General features: G+C 70.6%; 20 protein-coding genes. 13 read left to right on the top strand and 7 right to left on the bottom strand.

Annotated elements, in window-relative coordinates; genetic code table 11:
* Positions 1-70: 70 nt before the first annotated feature.
* From RNB18_RS24700 to RNB18_RS24690, 3 genes are all read left to right on the top strand, one after another.
* Positions 71-1771, top strand: coding sequence for a BCCT family transporter (locus RNB18_RS24700; RefSeq protein ID WP_311716289.1), 1701 nt, complete (start codon positions 71-73; stop codon positions 1769-1771).
* Between the two features lie 127 nt (positions 1772-1898).
* Positions 1899-2927 (top strand): oxidoreductase, encoded by a 1029-nt coding sequence (locus RNB18_RS24695; RefSeq protein WP_311716288.1) that lies wholly within the window; start codon positions 1899-1901, stop codon positions 2925-2927.
* A gap of 48 nt (positions 2928-2975) precedes the next feature.
* The gene (locus RNB18_RS24690) at positions 2976-4619 is read left to right on the top strand and encodes an ABC-F family ATP-binding cassette domain-containing protein (protein ID WP_311716287.1); all 1644 of its coding nucleotides are present in this window, start codon (positions 2976-2978) and stop codon (positions 4617-4619) included.
* An 85-nt stretch (positions 4620-4704) separates the two neighbouring features.
* Here the strand turns inward: RNB18_RS24690 and RNB18_RS24685 are convergent, their stop codons facing one another.
* The 3 genes from RNB18_RS24685 to RNB18_RS24675 form a co-directional block, all read right to left on the bottom strand.
* On the bottom strand, positions 4705-7071 hold the full coding sequence (locus tag RNB18_RS24685) for a Tex family protein (protein ID WP_311716286.1): 2367 nt from the start codon (positions 7069-7071) through the stop codon (positions 4705-4707).
* A gap of 94 nt (positions 7072-7165) precedes the next feature.
* A complete protein-coding gene (locus RNB18_RS24680; RefSeq protein ID WP_252100478.1) occupies positions 7166-7297 on the bottom strand; it encodes an LPFR motif small protein in 132 nt (43 codons plus the stop codon).
* Positions 7298-7398: 101 nt separating this feature from the next.
* Positions 7399-8268, bottom strand: coding sequence for an SCO6745 family protein (locus tag RNB18_RS24675; RefSeq protein WP_311716285.1), 870 nt, complete (start codon positions 8266-8268; stop codon positions 7399-7401).
* Positions 8269-8381: 113 nt separating this feature from the next.
* Between RNB18_RS24675 and RNB18_RS24670 the strand changes: the two genes are divergently transcribed.
* Positions 8382-9341, top strand: a complete 960-nt coding sequence (locus RNB18_RS24670; RefSeq protein WP_311716284.1) for a GlxA family transcriptional regulator — start codon at positions 8382-8384, stop codon at positions 9339-9341.
* A gap of 10 nt (positions 9342-9351) precedes the next feature.
* Positions 9352-10002 carry a DJ-1/PfpI family protein gene (locus RNB18_RS24665; protein WP_311716283.1) on the top strand — a complete coding sequence of 217 codons (651 nt, stop codon included), beginning with the start codon at positions 9352-9354 and terminating at the stop codon, positions 10000-10002.
* Here RNB18_RS24665 and RNB18_RS24660 read toward each other — a convergent pair.
* Positions 9974-10738, bottom strand: a complete 765-nt coding sequence (locus RNB18_RS24660; protein WP_311716282.1) for an enoyl-CoA hydratase/isomerase family protein — start codon at positions 10736-10738, stop codon at positions 9974-9976. The genes RNB18_RS24665 and RNB18_RS24660 overlap by 29 nt on opposite strands.
* Positions 10739-10989: 251 nt before the next feature.
* On the opposite strand from RNB18_RS24660, the gene RNB18_RS24655 reads away from it, so the two are divergent.
* The gene (locus RNB18_RS24655; RefSeq protein ID WP_311716281.1) at positions 10990-11514 is read left to right on the top strand and encodes an ATP-binding protein; all 525 of its coding nucleotides are present in this window, start codon (positions 10990-10992) and stop codon (positions 11512-11514) included.
* Between the two features lie 6 nt (positions 11515-11520).
* On the opposite strand, the gene idi is transcribed toward RNB18_RS24655, so the two are convergent.
* From idi to galE, 3 genes are all read right to left on the bottom strand, one after another.
* Positions 11521-12114, bottom strand: a complete 594-nt coding sequence (gene idi / locus RNB18_RS24650) for an isopentenyl-diphosphate Delta-isomerase (RefSeq protein ID WP_311716280.1) — start codon at positions 12112-12114, stop codon at positions 11521-11523.
* A 187-nt stretch (positions 12115-12301) separates the two neighbouring features.
* Positions 12302-13237, bottom strand: a complete 936-nt coding sequence (locus RNB18_RS24645; RefSeq protein ID WP_311716279.1) for a cation diffusion facilitator family transporter — start codon at positions 13235-13237, stop codon at positions 12302-12304.
* A 141-nt stretch (positions 13238-13378) separates the two neighbouring features.
* Positions 13379-14341: a UDP-glucose 4-epimerase GalE gene (galE, locus tag RNB18_RS24640; RefSeq protein ID WP_059209387.1), complete on the bottom strand. Its 963-nt coding sequence runs from the start codon at positions 14339-14341 to the stop codon at positions 13379-13381.
* Between the two features lie 277 nt (positions 14342-14618).
* Here galE and RNB18_RS24635 point away from each other — a divergent pair, with 277 nt between their 5' ends.
* From RNB18_RS24635 to RNB18_RS24605, 7 genes are all read left to right on the top strand, one after another.
* A complete protein-coding gene (locus tag RNB18_RS24635; protein WP_311716278.1) occupies positions 14619-16406 on the top strand; it encodes a DUF5941 domain-containing protein in 1788 nt (595 codons plus the stop codon).
* Positions 16403-17155, top strand: coding sequence for a phosphocholine cytidylyltransferase family protein (locus RNB18_RS24630; protein WP_311716277.1), 753 nt, complete (start codon positions 16403-16405; stop codon positions 17153-17155). Before RNB18_RS24635 ends, RNB18_RS24630 begins: the two co-directional genes overlap by 4 nt.
* Positions 17143-18204, top strand: a complete 1062-nt coding sequence (locus RNB18_RS24625) for an iron-containing alcohol dehydrogenase family protein (protein ID WP_311716276.1) — start codon at positions 17143-17145, stop codon at positions 18202-18204. Before RNB18_RS24630 ends, RNB18_RS24625 begins: the two co-directional genes overlap by 13 nt.
* A complete protein-coding gene (locus tag RNB18_RS24620; RefSeq protein WP_079072546.1) occupies positions 18182-18961 on the top strand; it encodes a CDP-alcohol phosphatidyltransferase family protein in 780 nt (259 codons plus the stop codon). Before RNB18_RS24625 ends, RNB18_RS24620 begins: the two co-directional genes overlap by 23 nt.
* 8 nt (positions 18962-18969) lie before the next feature.
* The gene (locus tag RNB18_RS24615; protein WP_394817665.1) at positions 18970-19842 is read left to right on the top strand and encodes a glycosyltransferase family 2 protein; all 873 of its coding nucleotides are present in this window, start codon (positions 18970-18972) and stop codon (positions 19840-19842) included.
* 98 nt (positions 19843-19940) lie between these two features.
* The gene (locus tag RNB18_RS24610) at positions 19941-20870 is read left to right on the top strand and encodes an ABC transporter permease (protein ID WP_311716274.1); all 930 of its coding nucleotides are present in this window, start codon (positions 19941-19943) and stop codon (positions 20868-20870) included.
* Positions 20863-21678 carry an ABC transporter ATP-binding protein gene (locus RNB18_RS24605; RefSeq protein ID WP_394817658.1) on the top strand — a complete coding sequence of 272 codons (816 nt, stop codon included), beginning with the start codon at positions 20863-20865 and terminating at the stop codon, positions 21676-21678. The genes RNB18_RS24610 and RNB18_RS24605 overlap by 8 nt, the downstream gene beginning before the upstream one ends.
* Positions 21679-21982: the final 304 nt, after the last annotated feature.

Raw genomic sequence — 21982 nt, 5'->3', positions numbered from 1 at the left:
CACCTGTGGTAGGTCCTGGGAAACTGTGTGAAAACCGGCGTACCCACCGCCCCAGGGGAAGGTGCCGCAGATGACGGAAGACCTGAAGAAGAGAGGTGGCCGGGAAGACCCCGCGGGGACTCTCGGCCACCAGACCGACCGGGTGGTGTTCGGAGTCACCGCCGCCATCACCCTGGCCTTCGTGATCTGGGGCTGGGCCGCGACGGACTCGCTGGAGGACGTCTCCACCTCCATGCTCAACGGGCTGATCCACAACGGCGGCTGGGCCTTCATGCTGGCCGCCTCGTGCTTCGTGGTGTTCGCCCTGTGGCTCGCGATGAGCCGCTACGGCCGTATCCACCTGGGCGCCGAGGGCGAGGAACCCGAGTTCAAGACCGTGTCCTGGGTCGCGATGATGTTCAGCGCCGGCATGGGCATCGGCCTGATGTTCTACGGCGTCAGCGAGCCGCTCTCGCACTACACGACCCCGCCTCCGGGCACGAGTCCCGCCAACTCCGGCGAACGCATGGAGACGGCGATGGCCACCACCCTCTTCCACTGGACCCTGCACCCCTGGGCGATCTACGCGGTGGTCGGCCTCGGCATCGCCTACAGCACCTTCCGCAAGCGCAGGCGCCAGACCATCAGCGCCGTGTTCACCCCGCTCATCGGGGAGAGGCACGCGAACGGCGGCGTGGGCCGGGTGATCGACATCCTCGCGATCATCGCCACCGTCTTCGGCTCCGCGGCCTCTCTCGGTCTCGGCGCCCTCCAGATCGGCTCCGGCTTCCAGGAGCTGGACTGGATGGACGACGTCAGCACCGGTCTGCTCGTCGCGATCATCGCCGTGCTGACCCTGGCCTTCGTGCTCTCGGCCGTCTCCGGTATCGAGCGGGGCATCCAGTGGCTGTCCAACACCAACATGGTGCTCGCCCTGATCCTCGCGGTCTTCGTGTTCATCGCCGGACCCACGATCATCGTGCTCGACCTGCTGCCCACCTCGGTCTTCTCCTACCTCGGCGACCTGCCCCAGCTCGCCGGACGTACCGAGGCCAGCGGCGGCAAGGGCGTCGCGGACTGGCTCGGCAGCTGGACCGTCTTCTACTGGGCCTGGTGGATCTCCTGGACGCCCTTCGTCGGCATGTTCATCGCCCGCATCAGCCGCGGCCGCACCATCCGGCAGTTCGTCGGCGGTGTCATCCTCGTGCCCAGCACGGTCAGCCTGGTCTGGTTCGCGATCTTCGGCGGTACGGCGATGAAGCTGAAGGAGGGCGGCGCGCTCAGTGGTGAGTCGACACCGGAGGGCCAACTCTTCGGCGTACTCCAGGAGTTCCCGATCGCGACCGCCACCAGCCTGCTGGTGATGATCCTCGTCGGCATCTTCTTCGTCTCCGGCGCCGACGCCGCCTCCATCGTGATGGGCACGCTCTCCCAGAAGGGCGCCCTCGAACCCGGGCGATTCGTCGTCGTGTTCTGGGGCGTGGTCACCGGAGCGGTCGCCGCCATCATGCTGCTCGTCGGCAGCGGCCAGGGCGACGCGCTCACCGGCCTGCAGAACCTCACGATCCTGGCCGCCGCGCCCTTCGTGCTCGTGATGATCGGCATGTGCGTCGCCCTCATGCGCGACCTGCGCCGGGACCCGTTGATCGTGCGCGGCGAGATGGGCTCCGAGGCCGTCGAACTCGCCGTGATCGAGGGCCACAGGAAGTACGACGGCGACTTCGGGATCCAGATCGGTCCGGGCCCCGGCACCGAGACGGAGGGCGACCCGCTGGGCCACGACCACAGCTGAGTACGGCGCATGAGACCGGTCCTCCTTCGACCATGCGTACGCCGCTCACGCCGGGCCGCGCCACCCGACGTGAGCGGAATGACGCATGCCGTGCTCAGACCGGCCCAAAGCCGGGAATACTCACACCATGTCTGCCGCATACGCGACCTTCGGCCTGGCACCGGCGATGCGTGCCGGTGGAGTCCTCGCCAACGGTGACTTCCAAATACACCGGGACTTCGTGGACTTCATCGTCGACGGCCGCCCGCTCCTCTTCCAGCTCTCCGACCTCGATGCCGTCTCCCCCCTCGCCTCCGACGTCCCACCCGCGATCTTCACCGCCCAGGTCCGCAGCTTCCTGGGCGAGACGGACGCCCCGCTTCCGAGCGGTCGTCACGTCATCTACGGCTGCCCCGAGTGCGAGGACCTCGCCTGCGGAGCCGTCACCGCGGTCATCGAGCGGGACGGCGACGACTTCATCTGGCGGGACTTCGCCTGGCAGACCGAGGAGGCCGTGGACCTCCAGCTCAACGGCTACCACGGCATCGGGCCGTTCCGCTTCCAGGGCGCCGAGTACCGCGCGGCGCTCGACTCCCTGCTCCGAGGCGGCACCGAACCGGAGGGCGCCCGCCGCCGCGTCCTGCTCATCGGCGCCCGCGTCGCCGTTCTCGCCAAGCTGGCCGCCGCCCTGCGCACCATCGGCATCGGCGCCGACATCACCCGTGAGGTGGGCGCCGTCCACGCCGACGAACTGCGCGCTTACGGCGCGGTCGCCTTCGGCCGCGCGGTCACCGAGGAGGAACGGACCGCCGTACGCCACTCCTTCGAACGTGCGGGCGTCGACGTGACCTACGTCGACGGCCTCGCCCCCATCATCCCGCTGCTCGTGGCCCAGATAGAGCACGCCCTGGACCGCAGCCCCGCCGAACGGCGGCGGCTGACCCGGCTGGTCGCCGCCGACGGCGAGGCGGCCGTCGAGGTCACCTCACCGTGCCGGGTGCGCCTGACGGCGTACCGCCTCGACCGGCTGTACCGCACCCACGCCCACGAGGTCTTCGACGGCGTCCTGGAAGCGGGCCGGCACCGTATCGCCCTGGACGCCAAGTCGGTGAAGGGAGAAGCATTCGTGGTGGCGCGGACCTCGGGAAGTGTCCTGGTGGAGGCGATGGCCCGCTGAGAACCGAAGCGCCGGGCATCCGCCGCGGCCATTAGGATCGACGGTCTGATGACTGCCACCCTCGTCGCCAAGAACCTCGCCGCCGGCCACGGCGACCGTTCCCTGTTCAGCGGGCTCGACCTCGTCGTCGCGCCCGGAGATGTGATCGGCCTGGTCGGGGCCAACGGCGCGGGCAAGTCCACGCTGCTCAGGATGCTCGCGGGCCTGGTCACGCCGGAGGAGGGGGAGCTCAGGCTCTCCCCGCCGTCCGCGACCGTCGGGCACCTCCCGCAGGAGCCCGAGCGGCGCCCGGGCGAGACCGTGCGGGAGTTCCTCGCCCGCCGCACCGGAGTCGCCGAGGCCCAGCGGGTGATGGACGAGGCGACCCAGGCCCTGGTCGACGGGGCGCCGGGAGCGGACGACGCGTACGCCACCAGCCTGGAGCGCTGGCTGGACCTCGGCGGCGCCGACCTCGACGAACGCGCCGAGGAGGTCGCCGACTCCCTGGGCCTCGCGGTCGACCTGGACCTGCCGATGACGTCCCTGTCGGGCGGCCAGGCGGCACGAGCGGGCCTCGCCTCCCTCCTGCTCTCCCGCTACGACGTCTTCCTCCTCGACGAGCCGACCAACGACCTCGACCTGGACGGCCTGGAGCGCCTCGAGCGGTTCGTGAAGGGCCTGCGCGCCGGCACGGTGGTGGTCAGCCACGACCGCGAGTTCCTCACCCGCACCGTCACCAAGGTCCTCGAACTCGACCTGGCCCAGCAGCAGATCACCCTCTACGGCGGCGGCTACGAGGCCTACCTGGAGGAACGGGAGGTGGCCCGCCGGCACGCCCGGGACGACTACGAGGAGTACGCCGACAAGCGGTCCGCCCTCCAGGACCGGGCGCAGATGCAGCGCTCGTGGATGGACAAGGGCGTGAAGAACGCGCGCCGCAAGGCGAACAACGACAACGACAAGATCGGCCGTAAGTTCCGCAGCGAGGCCAGCGAGAAGCAGGCCGCGAAGGCCCGCCAGACCCAGCGGATGATCGAGCGCCTCGACGTCGTCGACGAGCCGCGCAAGGAATGGGACCTGCGGATGGAGATCGCGTCGGCCCCGCGGTCGGGCGCGGTCGTCGCGACGCTGCGGGACGCCGAGGTCCGCCACGGCGACTTCGTCCTCGGCCCGGTGTCCCTCCAGATCGACTGGGCGGACCGGGTGGCGGTCACCGGCGCGAACGGCGCCGGCAAGTCGACGTTGCTCGGCGCCCTGCTGGGCCGGGTGCCGCTGACCGCCGGCCAGTCCTCCCTGGGCTCCGGCGTCCTGATCGGCGAGGTCGACCAGGCCCGCGAGCTCTTCCACGGCGAGGAGTCCCTGCTGGACGCCTTCTGCGCGGCGGTCCCCGATACGGAACCGGCGGAGGTCCGCACCCTCCTGGCCAAGTTCGGCCTGAAGTCCGACCACGTCCTGCGCTCGGCGGCGACGCTGTCCCCCGGCGAACGTACGAGGGCGGCCCTGGCGTTGCTCCAGGGCAGGGGCGTCAACCTCCTGGTCCTGGACGAGCCGACGAACCACCTGGACCTGCCGGCCATCGAACAGCTGGAAGCGGCGCTGGACGCCTACGAGGGCACCCTGCTGCTGGTCACCCACGACCGCAGAATGCTGGACGCGGTCCACGTGACCCGCCGCCTGGAGGTCTCATCGGGCAAGGTGACTGAAGCGCCCTGAAGGGGCGCGGGGCTGTGTCGATATGCGGCTCCGCCGCGTGGGCGCGACCAGCCACAACGGGCCGGCCGCCCCCCCACGACCTGTATCAGCGCTTGCCGTTCTTCGGATTGACCAGCCCCGCCTTGCGCAAGGCGTCAGCCATCGCACTGTTGCCCGGAGCAGGCGCCTGCTGCTGACGCGGTTGCTGCCGCTGCCGCTGCTGAGGAGGCCGCCCACCCCGCTGCTGCTGTCGCCGCTCCCCGCCGGAGGCCGCCGCCTCGTCGTCCAGCCGCAGCGTCAAGGAGATCCGCTTCCGCGGAATATCGACCTCCAGCACCTTCACCTTGACGATGTCACCGGGCTTCACCACATCCCGGGGATCCTTGACGAATGTCTTCGACAGCGCGGAAACATGCGCCAGCCCGTCCTGGTGGACACCGACGTCGATGAACGCCCCGAACGCCGCCACATTGGTCACGACCCCCTCCAGCACCATCCCGGAGGACAGGTCGGAGATCTTCTCGACGCCGTCCTTGAAGGTCGCCGTCTTGAAGGCGGGCCGAGGGTCACGCCCCGGCTTCTCCAGCTCCTTGAGGATGTCGGTCACGGTGGGCAGACCGAAGGTCTCGTCCACGTAGTCCTGCGGCCGCAGCGAGCGCAGCACTCCCGTGTTGCCGATCAGGGAAGCGACCTCCTGCCCGGCGGTCTTCACCATGCGCCGCACCACCGGGTACGCCTCGGGGTGCACGCTGGAGGAGTCCAGCGGGTCGTGGCCGCCGCGGATCCGCAGGAAGCCCGCGCACTGCTCGTACGCCTTGGGACCCAGCCGGGCCACCTTCTTCAGCTCGGTGCGCGCCTTGAAAGGACCGTTGGCGTCCCGGTGCGACACGATGTTCTCGGCGAGCCCGGAGGTGATCCCGGAGACCCGGGCGAGCAGCGGGGCGGACGCGGTGTTCACGTCGACCCCCACGCCGTTCACACAGTCCTCCACCACCGCGTCCAGCGAACGCGACAGCTTCACCTCGGACAGGTCGTGCTGGTACTGGCCGACGCCGATCGACTTCGGGTCGATCTTCACCAGCTCGGCCAGCGGGTCCTGGAGCCGGCGCGCGATGGAGACCGCGCCGCGCAGCGACACGTCCATGTCCGGCAGCTCCTGCGAGGCGAACGCGGAGGCCGAGTACACGGAGGCGCCCGCCTCGGACACCATCACCTTGGTGAGCTTCAGCTCCGGATGCCTGGTGATGAGTTCACCGGCGAGCTTGTCGGTCTCGCGGGACGCCGTGCCGTTGCCGATCGCGACGAGCTCGACCGCGTGCTCCTTGGCCAGCCGGGCCAGCTTGGCGATCGCCTCGTCCCACCTGTTGGCCGGGACATGTGGGTGGATGACGTCGGTGGCGACCACCTTGCCGGTCGCGTCGACCACGGCGACCTTCACACCCGTACGGAATCCGGGGTCCAGGCCCAGCGTCGCGCGCGTGCCGGCCGGGGCGGCGAGCAGCAGGTCGCGGAGGTTGGCCGCGAACACGTTGACCGCCTCGTCCTCGGCGGCCGTACGCAGCCGCAGCCTGAGGTCGATGCCGAGGTGCACGAGGATGCGGGTCCGCCAGGCCCAGCGGACCGTGTCCGTCAGCCACTTGTCGCCGGGACGGCCGCGGTCGGCGATCCCGAACCTGTGGGCCACCATGCCCTCGTAGGACGAAGGTCCCTCCGTGGCCTCCTCCGGCTCCAGGACGAGGTCGAGGATTTCCTCCTTCTCGCCGCGCAGCATCGCCAGGATCCGGTGCGAGGGCAGGTTCGTGAAGGGTTCGGCGAAGTCGAAGTAGTCGGCGAACTTGGCGCCCGCCTCCTCCTTGCCCTCCCGCACCCTGGCAGCCAGACGGCCGCGCACCCACATGCGCTCGCGGAGCTCGCCGATCAGGTCGGCGTCCTCCGAGAAGCGCTCGGTCAGGATCGCCCGGGCGCCGTCGAGCGCGGCCTGCGCGTCGGGCACGCCCTTGTCGGCGTCCACGAACGCGGCGGCCGCGGCGAGCGGAGCGACGCCCGGGTCACCGAGCAGGCCCTCGGCGAGCGGCTCGAGGCCCGCCTCGCGCGCGATTTGCGCCTTGGTGCGGCGCTTCGGCTTGAACGGCAGATAGATGTCCTCCAGGCGCGCCTTGGTCTCCGCGCCCCGGATCCGCGCCTCCAGCTCCTCGGTGAGCTTGCCCTGCTCGCGCACCGAGTCGAGGATCGCCGTCCGCCGCTCCTCCAGCTCCCGCAGATACCGCAACCGCTCCTCGAGCGTGCGCAGCTGCGCGTCGTCGAGCATCTCGGTCGCTTCCTTGCGGTAGCGGGCGATGAAGGGAACCGTGGAACCGCCGTCGAGCAGTTCCACGGCAGCCTTGACCTGCCGCTCGCGTACGCCGAGTTCCTCGGCGATCCTGCTTTCGATCGACCCTGCGTTGGTGGACCCGCTGGACCCGGGTGTCGTCACGATCCCGTACCGCCTTCTCACTGAGGTTGCGCGGCAATTGTGACAGGCGGCACCGACAGTCGGGGCTCAGGGCGCGGTCATCCGGCCGTGGTCATCAGGCCCTGCGGCTCCTCGTGGAGCTGGACGCACCGCCGAAGAGCCGGGCCAGCGCCCGGAACGGCAGCGTCACGACGGTGGCGATGGCACCACCGATCTGGCGCAGTACGTCTGCGATCGCGCGGAACATGTGCATCCCCTTTCTTCTCCCGGCCACCACGACCGGGAGAAGAACGGGTACCTCCGTGACGGCCAGGCAATCTTCGCTGCGCGGACTTGATCCGTCGTGGCTCAGCGCTTGCCGATCAGGTCCGCGGGATAGGCCCCCGCGGCCGCCGCGGTACGCGCGAACCCGATCGCGAGCTCCGTCAGCCGTCGCACGTCCTCGGCTCCGAGGTGCTCGTACGGGGCCCGGTCCAGCCGGTCGGTCTCCGCCTCGATCTCGTCCCGCAGGGCCACACCCTGCTCCGTCAGCTCGCCGTCGGCGTCCAGCAGCCCTCGCTCCCGGAGCCGTCCGACGGCCGCGTCCCACTCCTGCCGGGTCCATCCGCGCGTGGTGAACACCCAGGGCGGCGTCATGCCCCTGCCCGTCGCCGTGTGGGTCACCAGGGCCTCCAGGCCGTCGAGCCCCGCGGACATCAGGGCAGCGAGATGCCCGTCGCCCCGGTGCTCGCGCAGCAGCGTCGCGGCGTGCCAGAACGCCAGGTGGGGCTCCTGCGGCACCGGCAGGTCGGCGTGCGCGGAGTACAGCGGGCGCGCGGCGCGCGAGCAGGCCTCGGTGGCGCGCAGGGCGAGCCGCGCGGCCTCGGCCATCTCGTCGGATGCCACGGCCTCCTCACCCAGCAGGCGGCGCAGTGTCGCGTCGACGGCACGCACACGTGCCGCCAGAACCCGTTCGGGCGCGGCGGTCCGCCACACCGCGGGCACGTGTTCGGCCACCAGCTCGTGCTTGTAGTTGTAGAACGCGGCCGTCACCGCCCCCGGCCCGACCGGTCCCAGCGCGGCGGACCGCACCGCGAAGTTGACGGCCCTCGGGTGCGTGACGCCGATCGCGGCCAGCTCCCTGCCCAGGTCGGGGGAGAAGTAGTGCGCGGCGTGCAGGGAGTTGAGCGGGTTGTGACATCGGCGGCCGGCGCGCGGTTCCAGGACGGCAGTAGTCATGGCGTGCAGGTTACCGACCGCTTGGTATCCCCTCTACGGGGGAGCTCCTGATGGCAGAAAAGGTGGGGAACTCGTCATTGCGGCCATCGCCGGAGCCCCCAAGAATCGAAGACATGGCCCAGCGAACCGTTCTCTTCGTCCTCTTCGACGGCATGCAGAGCCTCGACGTCACCGGCCCGCTGGAGGTCTTCGCCGGGGCCGAGCAGCACACCCCGGGCACCTACCGCATCCGTACGGCCTCGCTGGACGGCGCTCCCGTACGCACCTCCAGCGGCCTGACCGTCGTACCGGACGAAACCCTCGCGCAGACCGATGCCCCGCACACCCTCCTGGTGCCCGGCGGCCGGGGCACCCGGCGCCCCGATGCGCTCCTCACCGACTGGCTGCGTGAGCACGGCCCCCGGGCCGAGCGTCTGGTCTCGGTGTGCACCGGCGCCATCCGGCTCGCCGAGGCGGGGCTCCTGGACGGGCACCGCGTCACGACGCACTGGGCGTACAGCGACAAGCTCGCCCACGACCACCCGGCCGTCGAAGTGGACCCCGACCCGATCTATGTGCGCGACGGGCAGGTGTCGACGTCCGCCGGCGTCACCTCGGGCATCGACCTCGCGCTCGCCCTGGTCGAGGAGGACCTGGGCCGGGACGCCGCCCTCGCCATCGCCCGCCACCTGGTGGTCTTCCTGCGCAGGCCCGGCAACCAGGCCCAGTTCAGCGCCCAGCTCGCCGCCCAGACCGCCCGGCGCGAGCCGCTGCGGGAGGTCCAGCACTGGATCACCGAGCACCCCGCCGGCGACCTGAGCGTCGAGACTCTCGCCGCCCGGGCCCGTCTCTCGCCCCGCCACTTCGCCCGCGCCTTCCAGACCGAGACCGGCATGACGCCCGGCCGGTACGTCGACCGGGTCCGGCTGGAACACGCCCGCCGGCTCCTGGAGGACACCTCCGACGGCATCGAGGAGATCTCCCGCGCCAGCGGCTACGGCACCCCCGAGGGGATGCGCCGCGCCTTCGTCAAAGCCCTCGGCACGGCCCCGTCCGAGTACCGGCGCCGCTTCCACCCGACCCCGGCCCACTGAAAGGCCCCCCGTGCAGATCGCCATCGTCCTCTACGACCGTTTCACCGCCCTGGACGCCGTAGGACCGTACGAGACCCTCGGTCGTCTCCCCGACTCCGAGGTCGTCTTCGTCGCCGAGGAGACCGGTCCCGTCCGCACCGACAGCGGGCACCTCGCGCTGATCGCCGACAGGACCCTGGCCGAGGTGCCGAACCCCGATGTGGTGGTCGTCCCGGGCGGCCCGGGGCAGACCCCGCAGATGACGAACGAGGCCCTCCTCGACTGGATCCGCATCGCCGACACCACCAGCACCTGGACGACGTCCGTGTGCACCGGCTCCCTGCTGGTCGCGGCCGCGGGACGTCTCGAAGGGCGTCGTGCGACCTCGCACTGGCTGGCGCTCGACGAACTGAGGAAGTTCGGGGTCGAGCCGACGGGGGAGCGGGTCGTGACGGACGGCAAGTACGTCACCGCGGCCGGGGTCTCCTCCGGCATCGACATGGGGCTCGCCCTGCTCGGCCGGATCTCCGGCGACTTCGTGGCCCAGTCCGTGCAACTGGGCATCGAGTACGATCCGCAACCGCCCTACGACGCCGGAGCTCCCGAGAAGGCGCCCGCGGACGTCGTCGAGCTGATCCGGTCGAGGAGCCGGTTCATCCTCGGCCAGGCGCCGACCACGTGAACTGCGGCTGACGGCGCTCCAGGAACGCGGCGACGCCCTCCGCGGTGTCGCCGCTGCCCCGCGCCTGTGCGGTCCAGTACGCGTCCCGGTCCGTGCGGCCGTTCGCGAACTCCTTCGCCGCGGCCTGCGTCAGCTGCGAGCGGGACGCCAGGATCCGGGTGAACTCCCCGACTCGGTCGGCGAGTTCACCCTCGGGCAGCACCTCGTCGACCAGGCCCGTGCGCAGCGCACGCTCCGCGTCGATCAACTCGCCGGAGAACAGCAGGTACTTGGCGGCCGCCGGGCCGACCAGCGACACCAACCGCCGGGTGGAGGAGGCCGGGTACACGATCCCGAGCTTCGCCGGGGTCACCCCGAACAGCGAGCCCTCCTCGGCGAACCGCAGATCGCAGGCCGCCGCGAGCTGCGACCCGCCGCCCACACAGTGCCCCCGGATCGCCGCCAGCGTCGGCTTCGGGAACGCGGCGAGGGCCTCCTCGGCGTGCACCGCGAGCGCCTGCGCCTCCTCGGGCGACCGGCGCAGCGTGGAGATGTCGGCACCGGCGCAGAACGTCCCGCCCTCACCGGTCAGCACGAGCGCCCGTACCCCCGGATCGGCGGCCAGCGTGTCCAGCAGCGGCGGCAGCGCCCGCCACATCGCGGCCGTCATGGCATTGCGCTTGGCCGGATGGTGGACTACCACGGTGGCGACCGAGTCGGTGACGGTGTGCAGCAGCTGCGGCTCCGAGAGCTCCATGGCGTCGGATGCTAGTCGTATGCCTCGACCGTACGATCAAGAAGGGGCCACGTTCACCTCGCAAGATCGTCGGAATGGTCACCGAACGGCACGAGGTCGCCGCCGAATCGGCACACCCCGAATAGTTCTGCGCGGAATCGGTCAGGGGCACTCGATATCCGCTGACTTCTGTTCAGACATCCGGGGTGGAGTGACGTGCTGCCAACACTCGACATGTGGTGACAATCGAGCGCAAGGGTGGCGACCGAAGAATGGACGACCATGGGCGCGGGTCCGGCCCTCGCCCACCGGACAGCGGAGAAGACCCCCTCGGGCCGGACCCCCTCGACCCGGGCACACCGGATCCGCTGCCGTACGAGGGTGTGTGGCGGTTCACCGCACCCGCTGTGGACGCGTCGGTCCCGCAGGCGCGACACGCCGTGCGGGACCTGCTGTACCGCCAGGGAGTGCCGGTCTCGGACGACCTCGTCCAGGGCCTTCTGCTGATCGTGTCCGAGCTCGTCACGAACGCCGTCCGGCACGCGGCCCTGCTCTCGCCGATGCTCGCGGTGGAGGTGGCCGTGGGCGCGGAGTGGGTGCGGGTGTCCGTGGAGGACAACCACCCCTACCGGCCGACCGCTCTGGAGGCCGCCCACAGCGAGACGGGGGGCCGGGGGCTGCTGCTGGTCCGCGAGGTCACCCGGGAGGCGGGCGGGGTCTGCGACGTCGAGCACACGTCCAGCGGCGGCAAGGTGATCTGGGCCGCCCTGCCGCTCAAGTCCGTGCGCGTGTCCTGAGGGCGGTCACCAGCCGGCGGAGAGGCCCGTCAGCTCCCTGACCGCGGGGCGGGCCGCGTCCAGCACCGTCATGAACCAGGACGAGAAGGCGTCCTTCGTGTGCCGCTCCGCCAGCTCGTCCGGCGTCACGAACGCCGTCGCGCCGACCTCCTCCGGGTCCGGGGCGAGCGTGGACTGCACCATGCCGACGAACAGGTGGTTGTACTCCTGCTCGACCAGTCCCGAGTCGGGGTCCGGGTGGTTGTAGCGGACCGTGCCCGCCTCGGCGAGCAGCGACGGGGAGACGCCCAGCTCCTCGTACGTCCGCCGGGCCGCCGCCGCGAAGGGCGCCTCGCCCGGGTAGGGGTGGCCGCAGCAGGTGTTGGACCACACGCCGGGGGAGTGGTACTTGCCCAGGGCGCGCTGCTGGAGGAGCAGCCGGCCCCGCTCGTCGAAGAGGAACACCGAGAAGGCGCGGTGCAGCTGCCCCGGCGGCTGGTGGGCGGCGAGCTTCTCCGCGGTGCCGATCGTCACACCGTGCTCGTCGACCAGTTCCAGCAGGATCGCGTTCGCGGCGCCGTTCGACGGCGTGTGCGTCGTGGTGGCAGGTGTGGTCGGCATACCCATCCTTCACATCGGTCTTCGCGCCCCAAGTGTGCCGCACGTATCCGGCACTCCCGGCAGTTGATCGTGCCCGGCGCGGCGGGCGGGGAACCGCTCGGGGCGGTGCTGTGGGGTGGAGGACGCAAAGGTGCGCCGGATCGGTGCATTCCGTCAGAACGGGCGTTTCATGCACCGTACACGTGTGTCAGTGGCACAGTCGTGCCTCGTGTTCCGCGTGCCCGCTCGGCTCCAGCTGGAAGGTGCAGTGCTCCACGTCGAAGTGGTCGCCGAGGCAGTTCTGGAGTTCGTGCAGCATCTTCTCGTGACCGATCGCGCTGAGGACGTCGGAGCGCACGACCACGTGCGCGGACAGCACCGGCATGCCCGAGGTGATCGTCCAGGCGTGCAGGTCGTGGACGTCCTCCACGCCGTCCAGGTCCAGGATGTGCGTGCGCACCTCCGTCATGTCGACGTCCTTGGGGGCCGACTCCAGCAGGACGTCGAGGGTTTCGCGCAGCAGCTTGACGGTGCGCGGCACGATCATCAGGCCGATGACGAGGGACGCGATCGGGTCGGCGGCCTGCCAGCCCGCGGTGAGGATCACCACGGCCGAGATCAGCACCGCGACCGAACCCAGCGCGTCCGCGGCGACCTCCAGGAACGCCCCCCGGACGTTCAGGCTCTCCTTCTGGCCGCGCATCAGCAGGGTCAGCGAGATCATGTTCGCGACCAGACCGATGGCGCCGAACACGATGGTCAGCCCGCCCTCGGTGCCGGCCGGCGTGACGAACCGCTGGATCGCCTCGTACAGGACGTAGCCGCCGACGCCGAGCAGCAGCAGACAGTTCGCGAGGGCGGCGAGGATCTCGGCGCGGGCGTACCCGAAGGTGCGGTTGCCGGTCGCCGGGCGGTTCGCGAAGTGGATCGCGAGGAGGGCCATGCCGAGGCCCAGCGCGTCCGTCGCCATGTGCGCCGCGTCGGCGACCAGGGCGAGGGAGTCCGCGAGGAAACCGCCGACGATCTCGACCACCATGACGGTGAGCGTGATCGACAGCGCCACCCGCAGTCTGCCGACGTACGCCGCGGACGCCGTACCGCCGGCCGGCGCGTGCGAGTGCCCGTGATCGTGCCCTGCCCCCATGGAAGCCGCCTCCTACGCGTTGGTCCCGAACAGCGTCCGGGATCACAGTGAACTACGGGTGGGGGGTATCCGGCAACGCGGCACTGAACACCGTTGTCATGTGCCCTGACCTGCGGAAACGAAGCGCAGGTCAGGGCGCCCTCAGTGGTGGTGCAGCAGCCAGCCCCGCCACGCGGAGTCGATCATCTCGCGCACTCCTCGCCGCGCGCTCCAGCCGAGCGTCCCGGCGGCCCGGGCGGCCGAGGCCACCGACACGGGCGCGTCTCCCGGACGCCGGGGCTCCACGACGGCCGGCCGTCGGTCTCCGGTCACCTCACCGATCACCGTGACCATCTCGCGCACGGACACGCCCTCGCCGCGACCGATGTTGACCGTCAGATCACCGCTCTGTCCGCTCAGGTGCCGGGCCGCCGCGAGATGGGCCTCGGCCAGGTCGGACACATGGATGTAGTCACGGACGCAGGTGCCGTCCGGCGTCGGGTAGTCGTCGCCGAAGATCCGCGGGGCCTCGCCGCGCGTGAGCCGGTCGAAGACCATGGGCACGATGTTGAAGACCCCGGTGTCCGCGAGTTCCGGCGTCGCGGCCCCGGCGACGTTGAAGTAGCGCAGGCAGACGGTGGAGATCCCGTGGGCCTGCCCGGCCGCTCGCACCAGCCACTCCCCGGCGAGCTTCGTCTCGCCGTACGGGTTCACGGGGGCGCACGGCGTCTCCTCCGTGATCAGTTCCACATCGGGGTTGCCGTAGACGGCCGCCGACGAGGAGAACAGGAAGCGCTCGACACCGGCTTCCGCGACCGCCTCCAGAAGGGTCGCGAGGCCGCCGAGGTTCTCCTGGTAGTAGCGGGTCGGCTGTGCCACCGACTCCGCGACCTGCTTGCGCGCCGCGAGATGCACCACACCCGTCACCGCGTGTTCGGCCAGCACCCGCTTCAGCAGTCCGCCGTCGAGTGAGGAGCCCCGCACCAGCGGCACGTCGGCGGGAAGCCGTGCGGGTACGCCCGCCGAGAGGTCGTCCAGGACGAGCACCCGCTCCCCGGCCCCCGTCATGGCCCGCGCCACATGCGCCCCTATGTACCCGGCACCGCCGGTGATCAGCCACGTCATGGTCGCCCACCCTATGCCGACGCTCCTGCCTCCCGGCGATGTCCCGGATGTCCGCTCTGTGGGGCGCGGTTTGTGAGCGGGGGCCCGGATCACCGATGATGATCGCGGCAAAGGCCTGGGGAGGCGGCGTTGATCGGCCCGTTAACGGGCGGTGAACGCAGTCTTCTTGGCATCCGATAGCCTCTGCCGACATGCCGCCCGCCTGGTGCAGCCAAGGGGCGCCCCCATCGTGCACATGACCGGCGCCCGCGCGTCGGCACCCAGGGAGTGAGTTCGGTTGTCGACCGCCATCCTCACCGGTCAGCCGGTCCCCGGATCGTCGATCGAGGGTGATCTGCGGTCCCTCGGCTTCGACGTGCGGGTCGCTGTGGACGCCGCCGACGCCGAGCGACTGGTCGCCGAGGCACCCTGCGAGCAGCGCGTCGCCCTCGTCGACGCCCGCTTCGTCGGCCACGTGCACGCCCTGCGCCTCGGCCTCACCGACCCCCGCTTCCCGCTCGCCGCCGTGCCCGGTGCCGTCACCGCACAGCCCGAAGGGCGCGTGACGCTCACCCGGGCGCTGGCCCGCGACAACTCCGCGGGCGGCGGCACGGCGCTGGCGGTGGACAGCCTCCCCGACCGCATCGTCACCGCGCTGGCCGACGACGGCGCCGAGGTGTACCGGCCCGAGCTCGGCAGCCTGGTCGCCGCCGTCCCCGCCGACCCGCAGGCCCGCAACGAGGCACGGCAGGCCGTCGCGGACGTCGACGACGAGGCCGTACGCCTGAAGTCGGCCGTGAAGTCCCGGGACGGCTTCTTCACCACACACTTCATCAGCCCCTACTCCCGCTACCTCGCCCGCTGGTGCGCCCGCCGCGGGCTGACCCCGAACCAGGTCACCACCGCCTCCCTGATCACCGCGCTCATAGCGGCGGCCTGCGCGGCCACCGGTACCCGAGGCGGGTTCATCGCCGCCGGCGTCCTGCTCATCGCGTCCTTCGTCCTGGACTGCACCGACGGCCAGCTCGCCCGCTACTCCCTCCAGTACTCCACGCTCGGCGCCTGGCTCGACGCCACCTTCGACCGGGCCAAGGAGTACGCCTACTACGCGGGCCTCGCCCTCGGAGCGGCCCGCGGCGGCGACGACGTCTGGGCGCTGGCGCTGGGCGCGATGATCCTGCAGACCTGCCGGCACGTCGTCGACTTCTCGTTCAACGAGGCCAACCACGACGCGACCGCCAACACCAGCCCCACGGCGGCCCTTTCGGACAAGCTCGACAGCGTCGGCTGGACGGTGTGGGTACGGCGGATGATCGTCCTGCCGATCGGGGAGCGCTGGGCGATGATCGCCGTCCTGACGGCGGCCACCACTCCTCGTATCACCTTCTACGCCCTTCTCATCGGGTGCGCCTTCGCGGCGACCTACACGACGGCGGGCCGGGTCCTGCGCTCGCTGACCCGCAAGGCGCAGCGCACGGACCGGGCGGCGCAGGCGCTGGCGGACCTGGCGGACAACGGGCCGCCGGCCGGACTCCTGACACGGGTCGCGCGCGCCCCGCTCGGTGCCCCGTTCCTGGTGGCCCTGGCCGGCACGGTCGTCCTGGCCGTCGCCCTCTTCTCGGGAATGACCTGGGCACCCGTCGCCGGTGCCTTCGTCTACGCGATCGCCGCCGCTCAGGCCCTGTACCGCCCCCTCAAGGGCCCCCTGGACTGGCTCGTCCCCCCGCTCTTCCGCGCCGCCGAATACGGCACCGTCCTGATCCTCGCGGCCACAGCGGACGTGAACGGAGCCCTTCCCGCGGCTTTCGGACTGGTGGCCGCCGTCGCCTACCATCACTACGACACGGTGTACCGCATCCGCGGCAACGCCGGAGCGCCCCCGGCCTGGCTGGTGCGCGCCATCGGGGGGCACGAGGGACGGACGCTGCTCGTCACCGTCCTGGCCGCGCTGCTCACCGCTTCGCAGTTCACGGTCGCGCTCACGGTCCTGGCCGTGGCGGTGGCCCTGCTGGTGCTCGTCGAGAGCATCCGCTTCTGGGTGTCCGCAGGGGCGCCCGCCGTACACGATGAAGGAGAACCCGCATGATCGGCCTCGTGCTGGCGGCCGGCGCCGGACGCCGTCTGCGCCCCTACACCGACAGCCTTCCCAAGGCTCTGGTGCCGGTGGGCCCCGCGGGCATAGAGGGCGAACCCACGGTTCTCGACCTGACCCTCGGCAACTTCGCCGAGATCGGTCTGACCGAGGTCGGGATCATCGTCGGCTACCGCAAGGAAGCCGTGTACGAGCGCAGGGAAGCGCTGGAGGCGAAGTACGGTCTCAAGCTCACCCTCATCGACAACGACAAGGCCGAGGAGTGGAACAACGCCTACTCCCTGTGGTGCGGCCGTGACGCCCTCAAGGACGGCGTGATCCTCGCCAACGGCGACACCGTGCACCCGGTCTCCGTCGAGAAGACGCTGCTCGCCGCCCGCGGCGAGGGCAAGCGGATCATCCTCGCCCTGGACACCGTGAAGTCCCTCGCCGACGAGGAGATGAAGGTCGTCGTCGACGCCGAGAAGGGCATGACGAAGATCACCAAGCTGATGGACCCGGCCGAGGCCACCGGCGAGTACATCGGCGTCACCCTCATCGAGGGCGCCGCCGCCCCGGAACTGGCCGACGCCCTGAAGACGGTCTGGGAGACCGACCCGCAGCAGTTCTACGAGCACGGCTACCAGGAGCTCGTGAACCGCGGCTTCCGCATCGACGTCGCGCCGATCGGCGACGTCCAGTGGGTGGAGATCGACAACCACGACGATCTCGCCCGCGGACGGGAGATCGCGTGCCGCTACTGACAAGGCTGATTCCCGCGCCGGTCGTCGTGGACATCCGCCCCGGTGCCCTCGACGACCTGGCCGGTGTGCTCGCCGACGAGCGGATCTCGCACTCCGGCAAGCTGGCCGTCGCCGTCAGCAACGGCTCCGGCGCCAAGCTGCAGGAGCGGCTTGCTCCCGCCCTGCCCGGCGCCACCTGGTACGAGGTCGGTGGCGGCACCCTCGACGACGCGATCCGGCTGGCCGGCGAGATGAAGGCCGGCCACTACGACGCGGTCGTCGGACTCGGCGGCGGCAAGATCATCGACTGTGCCAAGTTCGCCGCGGCGCGCATCGGCCTGCCCCTGGTCGCCGTACCGACCAATCTCGCGCACGACGGCCTGTGCTCGCCCGTCGCGACCCTCGACAACGACGCGGGCCGCGGCTCGTACGGCGTGCCCAACCCGATAGCGGCCGTCATCGACCTCGACGTCATCCGCGAGGCCCCGGTGCGCTTCGTGCGCGCGGGTATCGGCGACGCGGTCTCCAACATCAACGCGATCGCCGACTGGGAGCTGGCGAACCGCGTCAAGGGCGAGAAGATCGACGGACTCGCGGCCGCCATGGCCCGCCAGGCCGGCGAGGCCGTGCTCCGGCACCCGGGAGGTGTCGGCGACAACGACTTCCTCCAGGTGCTCGCCGAGGCCCTCGTCCTCACCGGCGTCGCGATGTCGATCTCGGGCGACTCACGGCCCGCGTCCGGCTCCTGCCACGAGATCAACCACGCGTTCGACCTGCTCTACCCCAAGCGCGCCGCCGCCCACGGCGAGCAGTGCGGCCTGGGCGCGGCCTTCGCGATGTACCTGCGCGGAGCCCACGAGGAATCGGCGTACATGGCCCAGGTACTGCGCCGGCACGGACTGCCGGTCCTGCCGGAGGAGATCGGCTTCACGCCCGCGGAGTTCGTCCGTGCCGTGGAGTTCGCCCCGCAGACCCGCCCCGGCCGCTACACCATCCTCGAACACCTCGACCTCAAGACCGACCAGATCAAGGACATCTACACCGACTATGTCAAGGCCATCGGTAGCTGAACTCCGTCCGGTCGTCCACCCCGCGGGGGTCAAGGACCGGCGCAGCGGTGAGCACTGGATGGGACGCCTCTACATGCGTGAGGTGTCCCTCCGGGTGGACCGCTACCTGGTGAACACCAAGGTCACACCCAACCAGCTCACGTACCTGATGACCGTCTTCGGTGTCCTCGCGGCCCCGGCCCTCCTGGTGCCGGGGATCCCGGGAGCCGTGCTCGGCGTGGTGTGCGTCCAGATGTACCTCCTGCTGGACTGCGTCGACGGCGAGATCGCGCGCTGGAAGAAGCAGTACTCGCTGGGCGGCGTCTACCTCGACCGGGTCGGCGCCTACCTCACCGATGCCGCCGTGCTCGTCGGCTTCGGTCTGCGCGCCGCCGACGTGTTCGGCAGCGGTCGTATCGACTGGCTGTGGGCCTTCCTCGGCACCCTGGCCGCCCTCGGCGCCATTCTGATCAAGGCCGAGACCGACCTGGTCGGCGTCGCCCGCCACCAGACCGGGAAGCCGCCGGTCCAGGAGGCGGCCGCCGAGATGCGCTCCTCCGGCATGGCACTGGCCCGCCGGGCCGCCGCCGCGTTCAAGTTCCACCGGCTGATCCTCGGCATCGAGGCCTCCCTGCTGATCCTGGTCCTCGCGATAGCGGACCAGCTGCGCGACGACCTGTTCTTCTCGCGGCTCGGCGTCGCGGTGCTCGCCGGTATCGCCCTGCTCCAGACCCTGCTGCACCTCGTGTCGATCCTCGCCTCCAGCAGGCTGAAGTGAGCACCGGCATGAAGGTCGGCGCGGTCATCATCACCATGGGCAACCGCCCCGAGGAGCTGCGCGCCCTGCTCGACTCGGTCGCCAAGCAGGACGGCGACCCGGTCCAGGTGGTCGTCGTCGGCAACGGCTCGCCCGTCCCGGACGTCCCCGACGGCGTCCGCACGATCGAGCTGCCGGAGAACCTCGGCATCCCCGGCGGCCGCAACGTCGGCATCGAGGCCTTCGGTCCCAGCGGCCGCGACGTCGACGTATTGCTCTTCCTCGACGACGACGGCCTTCTCCCGAACCACGACACCGCCGAACTGTGCCGCCAGGCCTTCGAGGCCGACCCGACGCTCGGCATCGTCAGCTTCCGCATCGCCGACCCCGACACCGGGGTCACCCAGCGCCGGCACGTCCCCCGGCTGCGGGCCGCCGACCCGATGCGCTCCTCCCGGGTCACCACCTTCCTCGGCGGCGCCAACGCCGTACGCACCCAGGTCTTCGCCGAAGTCGGCGGCCTCCCGGACGAGTTCTTCTACGCCCACGAGGAAACCGACCTGGCATGGCGGGCCCTCGACGCGGGCTGGATGATCGACTACCGGTCCGACATGGTGCTGTACCACCCGACGACCGCGCCCTCGCGGCACGCGGTCTACCACCGCATGGTCGCCCGCAACCGCGTCTGGCTCGCCCGCCGCAACCTGCCCGCGCCGCTGGTCCCGGTCTATCTCGGCGTCTGGCTGCTCCTCACCCTGCTGCGCCGCCCCTCGCGCCCCGCACTGAAGGCCTGGTTCGGCGGCTTCCGGGAGGGCTGGAGCACGCCGTGCGGACCGCGCAGGCCGATGAAGTGGCGTACCGTCTGGCGCCTGACCCGACTGGGCCGGCCCCCGGTCATCTGACAAGCTCGTCCCTGAGAGCAACCGGGCCGCACCGCGGCCCCACGCTCATGCCCTGCCCCGCACAGGCCGCGCATCCCGAAGAGGAAAGCTATCCATCAGTGAGTGAGACAACGCACGACGGCACGGTCGCGGTGAGCGCGCCCGCGTCGCCCGACGAAGGCCTGACGGCGGCACAGCTCGCCGCCCGGAACGGCCTGACCGTGAGCGGCGCCAGGCCCTCACTCGTCGAGTACGTCCGCCAGCTCTGGGACCGGCGCCACTTCATCCTCGCGTTCTCGCGGGCGAAGCTGACCGCCCAGTACAGCCAGGCCAAGCTCGGCCAGCTGTGGCAGGTGGCGACGCCGCTGCTCAACGCCGCCGTGTACTTCTTCATCTTCGGCGTCATCCTGAACGCCAGCCGGGGCATGCCCAAGGACGTCTACATCCCGTTCCTGGTCACGGGCGTCTTCGTGTTCACCTTCACGCAGAGCTCCGTCATGGCGGGCGTCCGCGCCATCTCCGGCAACCTCGGCCTGGTCCGCGCGCTGCACTTCCCGCGTGCCTCCCTGCCGATCTCCTTCGCGCTCCAGCAGCTCCAGCAGCTGCTGTTCTCGATGGTCGTGCTGTTCGCCGTGGCGGTCGGCTTCGGCCACTACCCGGACCTGTCCTGGGCGCTGATCGTCCCGGTGCTGATCCTTCAGTTCCTGTTCAACACCGGCCTCGCGCTGATCATGGCCCGCGCCGGTGCCAAGACCCCCGACCTGGCGCAGCTCATGCCGTTCGTGATGCGCACCTGGATGTACGCGTCCGGCGTGATGTTCTCGATCCCGGTCATGCTGGCCGACAAGCCGCAGTGGCTCGCCACGGTGCTCCAGTGGAACCCCGCGGCCATCTACATGGACCTGATGCGCTTCGCCCTGATCGACGAGTACGGCGCAGAGAACCTGCCCGACCACGTCTGGGCGGCCGCGGGCGGCTGGGCCGCGCTCTTCGCGCTCGGCGGTTTCGTGTACTTCTGGAAGGCGGAGGAAAGGTACGGCCGTGGCTGAGGACATCAGGGACGAGCACACCCCCAGCGTCATCGCGGACGAGCACACTCCCACCGTCATCGCGGACGAGCTGCACATCGTCTACCGCGTCAACGGCGCCAAGACAGGCAAGGGCAGCGCGACCGCCGCGCTCAGCCGCATCCTCAAGCGAGGCTCCGACGACGCGGCGCGGGGCGTGCGTAAGGTGCACGCCGTCAAGGGCGTCTCCTTCGTCGCCTACAAGGGCGAGGCGATCGGCCTCATCGGCTCCAACGGTTCCGGCAAGTCGACCCTCCTGCGCGCCATCGCGGGTCTGCTGCCCGCCGAGAGCGGCCGCGTCTACACCCACGGCCAGCCCTCCCTGCTCGGCGTCAACGCGGCCCTGATGAACGACCTCACCGGAGAGCGGAACGTCATCCTGGGCGGGCTCGCGATGGGCATGACCCGGGAGCAGATCAGGGAGCGCTACCAGGAGATCGTCGACTTCTCCGGGATCAACGAGAAGGGTGACTTCATCACCCTTCCGATGCGCACGTACTCCTCCGGCATGGCGGCCCGCCTGCGCTTCTCCATCGCCGCCGCCAAGGACCACGACGTACTCATGATCGACGAGGCCCTGGCCACCGGCGACCGCTCCTTCCAGAAGCGCTCCGAGGCCCGCATCCGCGAGCTGCGCGAGACCGCGGGAACAGTGTTTCTCGTCAGTCACAACAACAAGTCGATCCGTGACACCTGCAACCGCGTCCTGTGGCTGGAACGCGGCGAGCTGCGCATGGACGGCCCGACCGACGAGGTCATCAAGGAGTACGAGAAGTTCACGGGCAAGTAGTCCACTGCGCCGCGGACGAACAGGACCGCTCCGCTTGACCGGGCCCCGCCGGAACTGTTCCGGCGGGGCCCCGCGTCTGCAAAGGAAACGTCAACTTCGTGCCCCCTTAGGAATCTTGGGGCCAATCGGTGTGTTGTTGTGATGTGCAGGACACCCCGACGATCCTTGCCGCGTTGTACAACGTAAGCTGTACGGGTGCCTAATCGCGGCAAGTGGGGCGATAATGCGCGACACCCGATCACTGGGGCGCTGCGCCGACGGCCGGGCGGCGTGTCCGAAATAGTCTGTATTGGGTCTGCGGTGT

The organism is Streptomyces doebereineriae (assembly GCF_031845645.1).
Taxonomy (GTDB): Bacteria; Actinomycetota; Actinomycetes; order Streptomycetales; family Streptomycetaceae; genus Streptomyces; species Streptomyces canus.
This window is presented reverse-complemented; position numbering and strand designations above follow the sequence as displayed.